The organism is Phaeovulum veldkampii DSM 11550 (assembly GCF_003034995.1).
GTDB classification, from domain to species: Bacteria; Pseudomonadota; Alphaproteobacteria; order Rhodobacterales; family Rhodobacteraceae; genus Phaeovulum; species Phaeovulum veldkampii.
In genome coordinates, this window is the sequence record NZ_PZKF01000005.1 from 82,062 (window position 1) to 96,887 (window position 14,826).

Annotated in this window: 12 protein-coding genes and 1 tRNA gene; 5 read left to right on the forward strand and 8 right to left on the reverse strand. The window is 64.2% G+C overall.

The features are described from left to right. Positions 1-41: 41 nt before the first annotated feature. The gene (locus tag C5F46_RS03495) at positions 42-1,874 is read right to left on the reverse strand and encodes a glycosyltransferase family 2 protein (RefSeq protein ID WP_107323970.1); all 1,833 of its coding nucleotides are present in this window, start codon (positions 1,872-1,874) and stop codon (positions 42-44) included. Then, the gene (locus C5F46_RS03500; protein WP_107323971.1) at positions 1,871-2,893 is read right to left on the reverse strand and encodes a hypothetical protein; all 1,023 of its coding nucleotides are present in this window, start codon (positions 2,891-2,893) and stop codon (positions 1,871-1,873) included. Before C5F46_RS03500 ends, C5F46_RS03495 begins: the two co-directional genes overlap by 4 nt. Before the next feature lie 182 nt (positions 2,894-3,075). Here C5F46_RS03500 and C5F46_RS03505 point away from each other — a divergent pair, with 182 nt between their 5' ends. Then, positions 3,076-4,515, forward strand: coding sequence for an aldehyde dehydrogenase family protein (locus C5F46_RS03505; RefSeq protein ID WP_107323972.1), 1,440 nt, complete (start codon positions 3,076-3,078; stop codon positions 4,513-4,515). A 12-nt stretch (positions 4,516-4,527) separates the two neighbouring features. On the opposite strand, the gene C5F46_RS03510 is transcribed toward C5F46_RS03505, so the two are convergent. The 4 genes from C5F46_RS03510 to C5F46_RS03525 are packed head-to-tail and all read right to left on the reverse strand — an operon-like array spanning position 4,528 to position 9,060. Then, the gene (locus C5F46_RS03510; RefSeq protein WP_133618435.1) at positions 4,528-6,036 is read right to left on the reverse strand and encodes a calcium-binding protein; all 1,509 of its coding nucleotides are present in this window, start codon (positions 6,034-6,036) and stop codon (positions 4,528-4,530) included. A 17-nt stretch (positions 6,037-6,053) separates the two neighbouring features. After that, the gene (locus C5F46_RS03515) at positions 6,054-7,097 is read right to left on the reverse strand and encodes a lactonase family protein (RefSeq protein ID WP_107323974.1); all 1,044 of its coding nucleotides are present in this window, start codon (positions 7,095-7,097) and stop codon (positions 6,054-6,056) included. 54 nt (positions 7,098-7,151) lie between these two features. After that, positions 7,152-7,805 carry an ABC transporter ATP-binding protein gene (locus tag C5F46_RS03520; RefSeq protein WP_107323975.1) on the reverse strand — a complete coding sequence of 218 codons (654 nt, stop codon included), beginning with the start codon at positions 7,803-7,805 and terminating at the stop codon, positions 7,152-7,154. Between the two features lie 16 nt (positions 7,806-7,821). Further along, entirely contained in the window at positions 7,822-9,060 is a 1,239-nt protein-coding gene (locus tag C5F46_RS03525) for a sugar transporter (RefSeq protein WP_146160212.1), read from the reverse strand. A gap of 123 nt (positions 9,061-9,183) precedes the next feature. On the opposite strand from C5F46_RS03525, the gene C5F46_RS03530 reads away from it, so the two are divergent. Continuing rightward, the gene (locus C5F46_RS03530) at positions 9,184-10,005 is read left to right on the forward strand and encodes an ABC transporter permease (RefSeq protein ID WP_168796850.1); all 822 of its coding nucleotides are present in this window, start codon (positions 9,184-9,186) and stop codon (positions 10,003-10,005) included. Here the strand turns inward: C5F46_RS03530 and C5F46_RS03535 are convergent. Further along, positions 10,002-10,985, reverse strand: coding sequence for a glycosyltransferase (locus C5F46_RS03535; RefSeq protein WP_107323978.1), 984 nt, complete (start codon positions 10,983-10,985; stop codon positions 10,002-10,004). The two genes, C5F46_RS03530 and C5F46_RS03535, sit on opposite strands and share 4 nt — an antisense overlap. Positions 10,986-11,277: 292 nt before the next feature. On the opposite strand from C5F46_RS03535, the gene C5F46_RS03540 reads away from it, so the two are divergent. Continuing rightward, the gene (locus C5F46_RS03540) at positions 11,278-12,306 is read left to right on the forward strand and encodes a polysaccharide biosynthesis/export family protein (RefSeq protein WP_235820071.1); all 1,029 of its coding nucleotides are present in this window, start codon (positions 11,278-11,280) and stop codon (positions 12,304-12,306) included. A 347-nt stretch (positions 12,307-12,653) separates the two neighbouring features. On the opposite strand, the gene C5F46_RS03545 is transcribed toward C5F46_RS03540, so the two are convergent. After that, positions 12,654-12,738 (reverse strand) — tRNA-Leu (locus C5F46_RS03545). Between the two features lie 172 nt (positions 12,739-12,910). Here C5F46_RS03545 and C5F46_RS03550 point away from each other — a divergent pair. Both C5F46_RS03550 and C5F46_RS03555 read left to right on the forward strand, forming a co-directional pair. Then, positions 12,911-13,897: a complex I NDUFA9 subunit family protein gene (locus C5F46_RS03550; RefSeq protein WP_107323980.1), complete on the forward strand. Its 987-nt coding sequence runs from the start codon at positions 12,911-12,913 to the stop codon at positions 13,895-13,897. Continuing rightward, positions 13,897-14,700, forward strand: a complete 804-nt coding sequence (locus tag C5F46_RS03555; protein WP_107323981.1) for an undecaprenyl-diphosphate phosphatase — start codon at positions 13,897-13,899, stop codon at positions 14,698-14,700. The genes C5F46_RS03550 and C5F46_RS03555 overlap by 1 nt, the downstream gene beginning before the upstream one ends. Positions 14,701-14,826 lie beyond the last annotated feature (126 nt).

The window sequence follows — 14,826 nt, forward strand, 5'->3', positions numbered from 1 at the left end:
GCGGCAGGGGCGGCGGCGATCAATGCTTCCGGCACAGAGGGTCAGATCCGCAGAGCCTTGCGCCAGAACGTATCGGTTGTCAGTTCGGCATAGCCGCGCTGCCAGTCTGCTTTCAGACGCGGATAGCGCCAAAGGAAACGCCCGGCATTACGAGCCATGCGCCAGCCCTGCCGCCAGGCCAGCCGTTTTGAATGGTTCAACCTGCAGGCTCGTGCCTGCGCCGGGTCCAGATAGGTGATCCGCGCCGCCCCCCAGACCGGGCGAAGATGCCCGCGCGCGCGCGGCTCCAGCGTAACACGATTGCCGTAGAGCGCGAAGAAGGGCAGCAGATGCCCATTCAGCGTCAGCTTCATCAGCGCCCGGTCGAACCGGCGATGAGGGTTAAACCACAGCCGATCTTTCGGGCGCCGGGGCGGCGCCTCGGTCCAGATTTCTGCATCGGCCAGCGCCCGGATATCGGCGCGGCGCTGGGCCATGTCGGCGTTTCGGGCAAAGAAGCCGGGGCCCTCCAGCACATCCTCCAGCGCAAGGTTAAGCGTGGCGAGCGTGTCATAATGGCATTGCACCAAGGCGCGCGCGAAAAACCACAGCGCGATACGCAGGGTGCGCAGCCGTCCGATGTCCATCTGCGGCAGGCTGAGGTGATGGGCCAGATGGCTGCGCAGATCGAGATAAAGCGTCTGCGCCGTTTCCTTCTCGGCAAAATCGGCGTCCTGAAAGCAGACCACGCCGGGCAGCGTGACGATGTCAAACCCGTTAGCAAGGCTGAAGCTGACATCATCCCCGCGCACGAAAAACGGGAATGGCCGGTGCCGCAGCCGGTCGATCGGGAAGGCAAAGAACCACCAGCCGCCATACAGGTTGCGCGGGGCGGGGCCAGTGGTGGCGAATTCCATCGCAAAAACCTGTCCGGCGTGGCGCAGGTCGGTGCCATTGAACCGCGGCTGGCAGCGGCTATCAAAAATCGCCCCGTTTTCCCACAAGGCCCAGCGGTGGGCCGCCACCGTCATCGCGCCCGCAATCGCGGTATGGGGATCGGTGGCATGGGCCAACATCTGCCATGTCCGCTCAAGGCTTTGCATGTGGATGGCGGCATCGTCATCCATGAACAGGCAATGGGTCGCGCCCGCGGCCTCGGCCTCGATCAGGCCCCGCGCAAATCCGCCCGAACCGCCAAGATTGTCGTTTGAGACCGGGCTGACATAGGGGCCGGGCACAAGCCCTGCGCTTTGGCCATTGTCGACAACGATCAGCCGGATCTGGTTCCGCAGGGGCGAACTTTCGATGAAATCTTCAAACCGGTCAACACTTTGGCGCACAGCAGCCTCGCGCCGGAAGGTGGTGATGGAAACCGCCAGCCGGGGGGTGCGGCGGGGAGGTTGCCGGGTCTGCCAGGCGGCATCGGTCAGCCTGCCGGGGCCAAGCGCGCGCAGTTCAAAGAACACGATGCCCTGCGGCCCAAAGGCCATGGCCTGCGACAGGTCGAACTGTGCGGGCGCATCCTCGGTCAGGGTGACAACTTCGGTCACCAACCGTTCCCAGGACCGGTCAGGCAGCGCCAGAAACACCGTCACCTCAAACAGACCCGCCCCCCACAGCACCAGATGCAGATCGACCAGCCCGCAATGACGCAACCATTTGCCAAGGTTGAACAGGTTGAAATATGTGTCGAACCCCGCCATCCCGCCTGCGGCAAACTGCACCTCGCGCCCCGTCTGCGACAGACCCGCCGGGCCGTGCAGACGCATATACAAATCGCGTTCAGTGCAAAGGCCCGGTTCGGGCCAGATCAGCCCTTGCAGCCTTGAGGGCGTGGCGTCGGCAAGGGGCGTGGCGCCGATCGATGCAAACGGCGCAGTCAGGGGGATGTTCATTGCAGCATCTCTCCGGTGAAGCGGGCAAATTCGGTCAGCGAGATTCGGCCCAGATTGCTGTCGGCAGGCAATTCGGGGCGAGGCGCGAACAGCGGGCCGGGGCGGTCGGGGAAGAAGGTCTGGCGCAGCCAGTCGTTGGCGGCGCGGTAATGCGCCATGATCCGCGCCGATTGCGCCGCCGACATCTGCGGCCGCGGTGTGCCCGGCAGCCGGTTGATCCGCCGTTCCAGCCGCTGGCGCGCGGGGTTGACGGTATTATTCATTTGAAACGGCACCATCGGCTGGATCAGTCGCAAAAATTCCAGCGCGGGCGCCGACAGGCTTTCGTTGCCGTTGCCCGAGGGCACAAGCCCCGCCAAGTCAGGGCGCCGCCCCAGAACCTGCGCCATGAAATCGGTCAGCACATCGCCATCGACCAGTTCGGCGCGGTCGAACAGACGCACGGTGATCGCCTGCGCGCCGAACGCCTCGATCCAGTGGCCCAGCAGGCGGCGATAGTTCAGATAGGGCGGCGTCGGGTCAGGACGCAGGGCATTTTCGACAAATTCGGCAAAGGGCGCGCCGTGATAGCCGCGGCGCATGAATTCGCCATACATGCTGAGCACCGCATCATCCTGACGCCGCAGATAGACGACGATCCGCACCTGATCGAACAGCGGGCGCAGCAGACACGCCAGTTCGCGCACCCCCGGCCCACCCAGGTTACCGGTCAGGTTTTCAGATGACATCAGCATGGTCGTGACACCGGGCGGGGCCGCGGCGATCTGCTGGCGGATCTGGTCGGCCAGTGTGCCCCGGAACACCGCCACCTCGGCCATCGACCGCAGGCCATAGGCATGGGCGGACGGGTCAACATACTGCGCGGCCGCGTAGAACAACGTGATGTGGTTGGCGATGGGCGAGAGCAGATCGGGGTAGACCATGCCGTTTTCGCGCAGCCAGTCGGGGTTGGCGGCGCAGGTTTCCTGCAGGTAGGTGGTGGCCGTTTTCGGCGTGCCGATGTGACAGACAAGGTTCAAGGCAAGGCTCCTGCCGATTCTGACGGGCGTTACCGTGACCCTAAGCGCGCAGGGTTAACGAAGAGTTTGCCCGGCACGGCGGCGCGGGAAGCCTCTGGCCCGCACCGACAGCGGTGATACAGTCTGTCGCAGGCCCCGCGCGGACGGGGCAGGCAAGCCCGATGTCACGAAAGGACCACGCCATGATCGAGAAGCGCGACTTTTACATCAATGGGCGCTGGGTCGCCCCGGCGCACCCGCGGGATCTGGCCGTGATCGACCCCTCGAGCGAAGAGCCCTGCGCGGTGATCAGCCTCGGCGATAAGGCCGATACCGACGCCGCGGTGGCCGCCGCCAAGGCCGCGCTGCCGCACTGGGTGGCCACGCCCGCTGCCGAACGGCTGGCCTGCGTGGAACGTATCCTGGCCGTCTATACCGACCGCGCAGCAGAAATGGCCCGCGCCATAAGCCTTGAGATGGGTGCGCCGATCGACATGGCACTGAACGATCAGGTCGCTGCGGGCACATGGCATATCACCAACTTCATCACCGCCTTTCGCGATTTCAGCTTTCTGCGCCCGCTCGGCCCCCATGCCCCCGGCGCGATGATCGCGCAGGAAGCGGTGGGGGTGGCAGGCCTGATCACGCCGTGGAACTGGCCGATGAATCAGGTCACGCTGAAGGTGGTGCCCGCCTTGCTGGCGGGCTGCACCATGGTGCTGAAACCCTCCGAGGTGGCGCCGCTCTCTTCGCTGCTGTGGGCCGAGATCGTCGATGCAGCAGGGGTGCCGCCGGGGGTCTTCAACCTTGTGAACGGCGACGGGGCGGGCGTGGGCACGCAATTGTCCACCCATCCCGATGTGGACATGATCTCGTTCACCGGATCGACCCGCGCAGGCGTCGCCATCACCAAGGCCGCGGCGGATACGCTGAAAAAGGTCTGCCTCGAACTGGGAGGCAAGGGCGCCAACCTGATCTTTGCCGATGCCGACGCCGATGCGGTCAAGCGTGGGGTGCGGCACTGCTTCAACAACTCGGGGCAGTCCTGCAACGCCCCCACGCGGATGCTGGTGCAGCGCCCGATCTATGACCAGGCTGTTGAAATCGCCCGCGATCTGGCCCAGGCGACCCGCGTTGCCTCGGCGCATGAGCCGGGCAAGCACATCGGGCCGGTCGTCAGCCAGGTGCAATATGATCGCATCCAGACGCTGATCGAGACCGGCCTGCGCGAGGGGGCGCGACTGGTGGCGGGTGGCCCCGGCCGCCCCGAAGGGCTGAACCGCGGCTATTTCGTGCGCCCTACGGTCTTTGCCGATGTCACCCCCGACATGACCATCGCGCGCGAAGAAATCTTTGGCCCGGTGCTGTCGATCATCCCCTTCGAGACCGAGGCCGAGGCGCTGGCGATTGCCAATGACACCCCCTATGGGCTGACCAACTATGTCCAGAGCCAGGACGGCGCGCGCCGCAACCGGCTGGCGCGACAGCTGAAATCAGGCATGGTCGAGATGAACGGCCAGCCTCGCGGGGCGGGTGCGTTCTTTGGCGGGGTCAGGGCATCGGGCCGGGCGCGCGAGGGCGGGCATTGGGGTATCGAGGAATTTCTTGATACCAAGTCAATCTCGGGCTGGGACGGGGTCTGAGCGGCAGCGACCCTATAGAAAGACGAAATCCGACAGTGACAGCCGTTCCGGCTCGACCGCATCCAGCGTCAACTGTCCGCTGTCCCAGCGCAGCAGGGTATCGCCCTCCAGCGCCGAAATCTCCAGATCGAGGTAGCTGAAATCGGGCAGATCGAATGCAAGCACATCCTCGCCCGGTGTGAAATCGGTGATATGGTCGGCAGCGCTATCGGCGAGGATGACGAAACGATCCGCATCCGGCCCGCCGGTGGCGATATCGTCGCCGCCCCACAGATGGATCGTGTCCATCCCCGCGCCGCCATAGATCCGGTCGCCGCCGTTCAGATCATTTTGCGCGTGGTCAAAAAACACATCGTTCCCGGCGCCCAGGTAGACAGTATCGCGGCCCAGCCCGCCCCAAACCTGATCGTCGTCGTCACCGCCATCAATCAGGTCAGCATTGGCGCCGCCATAGATGATATCGGTGCCAGATCCGCCAAAGATGGTATCTTCCCCATCCTCGCCATGCAGCACGTCATTTCCCGGCCCGCCTTCGATATAGTCGTTGCCCGGCCCACCAAAGACCGTATCGTCCCCCACACCGCCATACAGCCGGTCTGGTCCGGCGCCGCCCAGCAGCCGGTCGTTGCCATCCACACCATAAAGCGTGTCGGCGCCGTCAAGCCCCTGCAACACATCGGCCCCCGGCCCGCCATACAGCATGTCATCGCCCGTGCCGCCCTCAATCTGGTCGTCGCCCGCCTCGCCATACAGAACGTCGTTTCCGGGGCCGCCGAACATCTGGTCAGTGCCAAGACCGCCATAGGCCAGATCATCGCCCGCCTCGCCATAGATCTGATCGTCGCCGTCCCCCCCCAACAGCCTATCGCGACCGTCGCCGCCATAAAGCCGGTCATTGCCCAGTCCGCCCTCCATCTGGTCATTGTCGGCGCCGCCGATGATCAGATCGTTACCCACCCCGCCCAGAATCGTGTCATCGCCCGCATTGCCGCGCAGGGTATCATCTCCTCCCAGCCCGCGGATCAGATCGGCCATCCAGCCTCCGGTCAGCGCATCGGCGGCCTCGGTCCCGGTCAGTTCCGACCCCAGCCCCATCGGCGGCCGATCCGGCCCCAGTCGGATCGCCGCCATCAGTTCGGCCCAGCTCAGCGTCTGGCCATCGGCACGCTCGATTTCCAGAATCTCATCGCGCCAGGCCACCACGGCGCCAAGGGCTGTGGCCAGATATCCCAATTCCCGCGCATCATACAGCATCGGGTAATCTGACAGATCGATCTGATCGACCCCTGGCACAAAATCGGTGATCTTGTCTGGCATCGCATCGGCGCGCAGCGCAAAGATGTCAGCCCCGGTGCCGCCGGTCAGCCTGTCCTGCCCGGCGCCGTCCTCCAGGATGTCGGCGCCCGCGCCCCCCGCCAAGACGTCATCGGCCGCGCCACCGATCAGAATATCACCCTTGGCGGTGCCAGTCAGCGCATCGGCCCCGCCGCCCCCCAGCAGAACGGCGCCTTGATCGGCCACCGAAAACACCAGTTGTGTCAGCCCCGCCGCGCCCTCGCCGCCACCAGAACCTGAACCTCGGCACCCACCTGTGAGGCGCCGATTGCGGTGATGTTCTCAAGACCGGTTTCCAGGCTGTCGGCCAGGCTTGTCAGGTGCAACAGCCGCCCGCCCGGCAGCAGCACAAACAGGCTGACCCCGTCATCACTGCCCCCTGCCAGAACATAGGCGCGCCCGTCCACTGTAACCGTCTCCAGCGCCTGAACGTCGGCAAACCGGCTGTGCAAGCTATCCAGCACATGATCGGTGGGCGTCAACTCGCCCCCAGCCCCGACCCGCATCACGCTAAGCGTGGAACTGCCCGCGGCCGCCACGACCAAATGGGTTTCACCATAGGCCTCCACCACGTTCAGCGCGCTGGGCGCCCGGATGCCCAATCCGTCAGCCGCCCCCAAGGTATCAGCTTGGTGCAGCGTCTCGCCCTGTGGGTCGATCTGCCATGAGGCGATGGCATCAGTTCCGGTCGCCGCGGTGAACAGCCAGCCCTGGCCATCGCGCAGCAGCGGCACCATCGCCGTCACCCCGGCGTCCACCCCCGCAACAGTCGCGCCGGGCACAAAGCCGTCATCCTGCCAGTGATAGGCCGTGATCGCGCCGGTGTCAGCGTCCGCCGCAAACATCCTCTGGCCAGCGGCATCGTTCAGCGCGGCATAGGCCGAGGCCACGCCATCAGGCTGCGACAACCCCCACCAGATCGTCGGCCCGATCCCGCCGCCGTCGGCGGGCGCATAGCCCGCGCCGAGGTCACGCCCGTCGCCACCGAGCCAGAGCCGCGTCTGTCCGTTGACCTGATGCGGTATCAGGGTGCCGCTGACCGCCCCCGGAACCGCCCCCAGAAAGTAGCTCGTATCAACCAGCCTCGCCTGAGCACCCGCATCAAGGCTGTAGGCCGCAAGACCCTGTCGGGTGACCGCATAGGCGAACACCCCACCCGGCAGATGCAGCAGGGCAAGGTCACTGATGCCCGTATCAAGCCCATCCTGCCCGGTCTCAACCACTGCGCGAACGATCAACGCGACCATGCGATGCCCCCCTTCTTCGGCGGCAAGGAACAAATCACAAGCGGGCGCTGCATTTCAGGCCATCAGCGCCTGATGGCAGGCAATCGCCTCGTCCAGATCGTCGAAATACCGCAATCGGCCTGCCTCCAGCACCAGACCTGCGGTGCAGAACTGCCGCACCTGTGCCATCTCGTGGCTGACCAGAATCGCCCCTGCCCGCGTCATCCGCTCGCGGAACACGGCCTGACTCTTGCGGCGGAAGGTGGCGTCGCCCACCGCCGTCACCTCATCGACCAGATAGGTATCAAAGCCGATCCCCATCGAGGCGCCAAATGCCAGCCGTGCCCGCATCCCTGCAGAATAGCTGCGCAACGGCATCCGGAAATGCTTGCCAAGTTCGGCAAAATCCTCAACGAAAGCCAAGAGATCGTCGGTGTCCACGCCATAGATCCGCGCGATAAAGCGGGTGTTTTGCGCTCCGCTCAGATCGGGGTGGAAGCTGCCGCCAAACCCCACCGGCCACGAGATTCTGCCATCGCTGACGATCTGCCCGGCATCGGCGCGCATCGTGCCTGCGATCATCTGCAACAATGTCGATTTGCCCGCGCCGTTCCGCCCCAGAAGCGCCAGCGCCACCCCGCCCGGCAGGCTCATGCTGACATTGTCGAGCACAATCTTGCGGCCATCGCCAACCCGGAAGCTTTTACTAAGGTTCTCAAAGCGGATCATTGCCGCAGCCCCCGCCTTACTGCCGGTCGCGCAGACTGTAGTAGACCAGCGCCCCGATCGCCCAGATCATCGACAGGATCAGCGCCGCGACCCCGGTCAGCACGAAGCGGCGCGGAAATTCCGACGTTTCCGGCAGGGTCGGGCGGATGTAGGCCGCCAGATACAGGCTTTGGCGCGCAGCATCTGACCGGGCCAGTTCGACCGCCGCCAGTGCCGCGCGATAGGTCTCCTCGGCAAATTCCCGATCTACCGTCAGCCCCTCGTAATCCGCGATCAGCGTGGGATAGTCACCCGCGAGGCTGCCCGGCGCGTCCGACGGGCCGGTGAAGGTCTGCCGTTCATCCATGATGCGCGCCCGGATCACCTCAATCCGTCGCTGCCCCTGCGCCAGTCGCGGATCGCCGGGCGCCGCGCTTTCCTGCAAGATGTCATATTCGATCAGCGCCTGCGCCAACTGTTGCTGCAGATTGTTCAGCACCCCCATCCGGCCTTGAATATCGGCTGCCGGATCAACGATCTGCGTGCGGGTGCGAAACCGGGTCAACGCCTCGCGCGCGGCTTTCAAACGGGCGACCGAGGCCACCAGATCAGCCTCCGCATGGCGCATCACATCCGCGCGGGCACTGGCGTTCATATCATTGATTTTATTTTGACTTTCTCGGATTATTTCGGTGGCAACCAACTGTGCCGCCGGGGCGGAAAAGGCCAAGGCCTGCACCTCGATCAGGCCGGTCGCCTGATCATAGGAAATCTTGACCATGCGCTGCCAGTGCCGCACAAGATCCTCGATGCTGGCGCCGGACCGAAAGGAAAACACCGGGTCTTTCGGCCAAGGGCCGGCGTAAAGCCGCGCAAGATCAACACGCGCGTCGATCGCCTGCACGATCTCCTGGCTCTGGATGAACTCATAAAGAATATCCGCCTCGGACGAGGCAGAGGCGCCGGTGAATTGCGCCAGCCCCCCCATCAGATCGGTCGCACCGACACCCTCCTGCTTGCGGACGGTAAAACCAACGGTCGAGGCGTATTGGTCGGTGGCGACCAGCCAAAGATACAGGATCATCGCGGCCAGCGGCAGTGCCACCAGCACCAGAAAACTGACCAACAAACCGCGGTGCCGCCGCTTCACCTGCGCCAGCCCCGCCATCGGCCTGATCGCGACGACAGGCGCGGGCTGAGCGGGTCGCACCGGGCCGACCGGCACGGGGCCAGATCTGCCCCCTGATTTCGGGCCGGGTGGGGCGGAATGTGTCATGTCAGGGTCCAAAGCATGAGCCGAGTCGGATAGCCGGGGTTTTTACCCCTGATGTCCCGAACCTATGGGGGCATTCGTTAAGGAATCGCTTGTATGACCAAGGAACTGACAGGAAGGGTTCCGATGACTTGCACCGACCTTGCCGCTTCGGCCCGACCATGCCCCCCACCCGCCACGGGGTGGGGGCTGGCCGCAGCGCGAACGATCATCGCGTTGATTCTGCGCGAAATGTCGACGCGCTATGGCCGCACGCCCGGCGGCTATATCTGGGCCATCCTGGAACCGATGGGCACGATCCTGATTCTGGCCGCAGGCTTTTCGATGCTGGTCCGCGCTCCGGCACTGGGACACAGTTTCCTGCTGTTCTACGCCACCGGATACCTGCCCTTTGCCCTCTATCAGGGGGTCGCATTGACGGTGGCGCGCGCGTTGACATTCTCGCGTCCGCTGCTGCTCTACCCCGCGGTCACCTGGGCCGATGCGTTGATCGCCCGCTTCGTGTTGAACGCGTTGACGGGGGTGATGGTGGCCTGCCTGATTCTGGCTGCGATCCTGGCCCTGTCAGACACGCGTAGCGTGCTTGAGATCGGCCCGATACTGACCGCCTTTGCGCTGGCGGCCGGCGTCGGGCTTGGAATGGGCACCCTGAACTGCCTGCTGACCGGCCTTTTCCCCGCGTGGGAGGTGATCTGGTCGATCCTGACACGGCCACTGTTTCTGGCCTCGGGCGCCCTGTTTTTATTCGAGAGCGTGCCGCGCGCGGTGCAGGCGGTGTTATGGTTCAACCCGCTGCTCCATATCGCGGGAATCATGCGCGCCGGATTCTATCCGATGTATCACCCCGGCTATGTCTCGGTCATCTATGTGGTTGTTTTTGCACTTTCCACGCTTGCGCTGGGGCTTGTGCTGCTGCACCGATACCACAAGGATATTCTCACCATCTAACGCCGCGCTGCAGCCAGAATTGTCTCGTGGTCGCGGTCAAATTGGCCCGCCAGTCCGTCGCGGATTGCGCTAACCATCAGCCCCAGGAAAGCGCGCCGCTGGCCATCATGATGGCGCACCTTTGCCAACCATTTCGGCAAGACGATGATCAGCGACGGCCAGAACATCCAACCCGCAGCCATCCGGTAGAGGAGCAGCAGATTACGGTGATAATAATAGACCTTCCACAATGGCCGGAATCGCCCCGAGGCGCCGCCGGACAGGGTGGAGCAATCGTGCTCGAACCTGACTGCGGGCACGAACCCGATGCGGCCTCCGGCCTGGCTGAGACCCAGCGTGTACAGCCCGTCGTCGCCATAGACAAACAGCCGCCCGTCAGGATAGCCCACCCGGGAAATCGCGCCGCGCGAGACGAAAAGGCCCACGAATGACGCGATATCAACCTGTTGCGGCGGCCCTTGGTAGGCCGCGGGCGGCAGATGAAAGCCGCCGCGCCCCGCGGCAAGCGTGCGCAAGAACACCGCGCTGTGCCAGAACGGGTTGCGCGAGGGGCGGTTCATCTCGCAGATGCCGCCAGCGGGATAATGCACCGCTGCGGCGATAGCATCCCAGCCCGAGGGTTCCTGCGCATGAAACGCCGCCAGCGCGCCGGGTGCGGGCCGGGCATCGTCATCCATCACAACGATCCAATCCGGATCGCACTGCGCAACCGCAAGCCGCATCCCGCGTTCGAACCCGCCCGCACCACCCAGATTGGTCTCGCTCCGCTCGATGATCAGGCGGGGGTCGCGCAGCGTTCCAAGCCACGGCGCCGTGCCGTCGGATGAGGCGGAGTCGATCACCACGACAGAGGACAAAAGATCATGAGGCGTCTCCAGCAACCGCGCGAGGGTCAGCCGAAGCTGGCAAAGCCGGTTGTGTGTAACAACCACAGCCACCAGTCGTCTGCCCCGCTCTTGCGGGTGCCCGGTGTTGTTCATACTGGCATCCTCACCCCGAAAATACAACCAAAGATTGCAAAGCTGTAATCCAAGATCAATCCCCGCCCGTGCAATCAGGCGATAAAGGTGCGCCCTTCTCGCCACACAGCCTGCGCAACATCGCCACACCCTCTGCTGACGATTGGAATGCCGCTGCAACCGCCGATAAAGAATTTACAACCCAAGCGCGCAGACCTGTGAGGGCGTCAATTTGCGGCATATCATCCGACCGACTGTAGTCCTGATTGGCATAGCGCTGCTGGGGGGCTGCACCTTACCGCGCGGAGGCGCGTTGTCGTCAGAGCTTCTGGCCTCGATGGACGCCAGAAACCCCGGCTTTGCGCTGGTGCCCGTCACCCGCGCCAACGCGGCGCAGATTGAGCGCTGGCCCGCCACCGGCTGGTCGGGGGGCTATCGCTGGATCGGGGCCGCGGCGGGGCCTGACAGCCCGGTGATCCGCACCGGCGACCGGCTGGATCTGACGATCTGGGACAGTCAGGACAATGCGCTTCTGGTCCCGAACGAGGCGCGGGCAACACAGATGGCCGGGCTGGAGGTAACGCCCCAGGGCACGATCTTTGTGCCATATCTGAACGAGGTGGCCGTGCGCGGCAAGACCCCGGCAGACGCGCGGGTGGCGGTGCAATCGGCGCTGGCGCCGGTGATGCCTTCGGCGCAGGTGCAACTGACGCTGGCGCCGGGCAAGCAGAACTCGGTCGATCTGGTCAGCGGTGTGGCCCGCCCCGGTCGCTATCCGCTGCCTGATCGCAACCACTCGATCCTCAGCCTGATCGCCGAAGGTGGCGGCATTGCCGCAAGCCTGCGCAACCCGCTGGTGCGCCTGATCCGCGACGGTCATACCTATGAAATTCGTGCCGACCGGCTGTTTGCCGACGCGTCAACGAACACCACCCTGCACGGCGGCGACAAGGTTCTAGTCGAGGAGGACCGGCGCTATTTCACCGCGCTGGGCGCCACCGGCGCCGAGGATCTGATCTATTTCCAGAAAGACGACATCACCGCGCTGGAATCGCTGTCGATCATCGGCGGGCTGTCGGATACGCGCGCCAACCCCAAAGGCGTTGTCGTGCTGCGCGAATATCCCGCCAAGACGGTGCGCACCGACGGGTCGGGCCCCACGATGCAGCAGGTCGTCTTCACCTTCGACCTGACCACCGCCGAGGGGCTTTTTGCCGCACGGAAATTCCGTATCAACCCGAAGGACACGGTTCTGGCCACCGAAAGCGAGGTGACATCGGTGCGCACGCTGCTAGGGCTTTTGGGCTCGGCTGCGGGGCTGGCCGACCGGCTGGAGGGCTGAAACGCTGATCGTTTCAGCGTTGCCCAGCCGCGTGCTTTCACGCTGGCGCTGTGGATCCGACGCTCGACCGGAGCACGCAACCGGCTCTACCCGGCGGATAGTGGGTTCCAGTCCTGCCGGGGCCCCTTGGCCACGGCGCACTCCTTGCCGCCAGGGCTATAGCCCGGACTTCGGAGATATCGGGCGGCACGGCAGGCCCGACCCGCCTTGCCCCGAAAGGCCCGCCGCGTGCGCAGAAATTCGCTGCGTGGCGTGCAACAAAGGGTCGATTTCTGGCTGAAAATCTAAGGCTGAAAATTTAAAATCAAAAGCCGCCTAAGTCTTTGACTTAGGCGGCTTTTATGATTTGGTGCCCAGGAGAGGACTCGAACCTCCACGCCTTGCGGCACACGGACCTGAACCGTGCGCGTCTACCAATTCCGCCACCTGGGCCGGTGTCGTGAGGCGGTTGATTAAAGGCGGCGGCAGGGAGTGTCAACGGGGTTTCGAGAGAATTTTCATATCCCCGTCATCAACCGGATTAAGCTTGTCCGACGGGGGGCAGGGCGCTAAGCCTTTTCCTTGTTTTCCGGGGGGCGAGACAGATCAAGGCAGGGAGAGGCCGATGTCGAAACTAGTCACCATCTATGGCGGTTCGGGCTTTGTGGGGCGCTATATCGCTCAGCGCATGGCGCGCGAGGGCTGGCGGGTGCGCGTTGCCGTGCGCCGCCCGAATGACGCGATTTTTGTGCGCCCCTACGGCACCCCCGGACAGGTCGAGCCGGTCTTGTGCAACATCCGCGACGAAGCCTCGGTCCGCGCGGCGATGGCGGGGGCCGATGCGGTAGTGAACTGCGTGGGCATTCTGGTGCCCGAGGGGAAGAACCGCTTTGACAGCGTGCAGGCCGAAGGCGCCGCGCGGATCGCGCGGATCGCGGCGGAAACCGGGGTGGGCCAGATGGTGCACATCTCGGCTATCGGGGCCGATCCGGCCTCAAACAGCCTTTATTCCCGCACCAAGGGCGTGGGCGAAGATGCCGTGCGCGCCGCATTTCCCACGGCGGCGATCCTGCGACCGTCGGTGATCTTCGGGCCCGAGGATCAGTTCTTCAACCGCTTCGCCAGCATGGCGCGGTTTGCGCCGGTTCTGGGCGTGGTCGGTGGCCGCACGAAATTCCAGCCGGTTTATGTGGATGATGTGGCCGCGGCGGCGGCGGCCTGTATCCTGAAGGGCCAGAGTGGCACTTTTGACCTTGGCGGCCCCGAGGTGATGAGCTTTGCCGATCTGATGCGGCTGATGCTGCGCGTCATCAGCCGGCCCAAGCCGGTGGTCAGCATCCCGTTTCCGGTGGCGCAAGTAATGGGGGGCGCTTTTGATCTGTTGCAAGATCTGACCGGGGGCTTTTTCGTGAACCGCGTGGTGACGCTGGATCAGATCAAGAACCTGCGGCGTGACAATGTGGTGGCGGCAGGCGCCCGCGGCTTTGCCGACCTGGGGCTGACCCCCACCGCAATGGAGGTGGTGCTGCCCGAATATCTGTGGCGCTTCCGCCCCGGCGGCCAGTATGAGGCGATCAAGGCCTCGGCCCGAAACATGCGCAAGGAGCCGTAATGCCCGACACCACGCTGGTTGCCGCGGCCCTGGGCGTGCTGGAGGGGCTGACCGAGTTCATCCCCGTATCTTCTACCGGGCATATTTTGCTGGCGGGCCATTTTCTGGGCTTTGACAGCGCCGGGCGCACCTTTGAGGTGGTCATCCAACTGGGTGCCATTCTGGCGATCGTGGGGGTTTATGCCGCGCGTCTGCTGGCTGTGTTCGCCGCGGCCCCGCACGACCCGTCGGCGCGGCGTTTCATCGTCTCGGTGCTGATTGCGTTTCTGCCTGCGGTTGTGGTGGGCGTTCTGGCGCATGACATCATCAAGACCGTGCTTTTTGAAACTCCGATACTGATCGCGGTGATGCTGATCATTGGCGGCGTGATCCTTCTGGCGGTGGACAGGATGGCACTGCGCCCGCGCCATGACGAAGCGATGGCGCTGCCACTGGGCGTGGCGCTGAAGATCGGGCTGTTTCAATGCCTCGCCATGATCCCTGGCGTATCAAGGTCGGGCGCCACCATCGTGGGTGCACTGACCATGGGCGTCAGCAAACGCGCCGCCGCCGAATTTTCGTTCTTCCTGTCGATGCCGACGATGGCCGGGGCCTTTGCCTATGACCTGTGGAAGAACCGCGCCCTGCTGGATGCCAGCGCGATGAGCGAGATCGCGGTGGGCTTTGCCTGTGCGTTCGTGGCGGCCATCGTGGTGGTGCGGGGACTGTTGGCCTATGTCAGCAAACATGGTTACGCGCTGTTCGGCTGGTGGCGAATCATCGTTGGCAGCGTTGCTTTGGCGGCACTTTTGGCAGGCATTTAAGCATTAGGTCCGATTTGCGACCTATTTTTTAACAAAAACCGGCCTTGCGGTGCCAATTGGTCGCAAAAATCCCCCCTTTAGGTAATCAATGCTGACTTTTATTTGAATCGGCGCCGATGTAGCAAT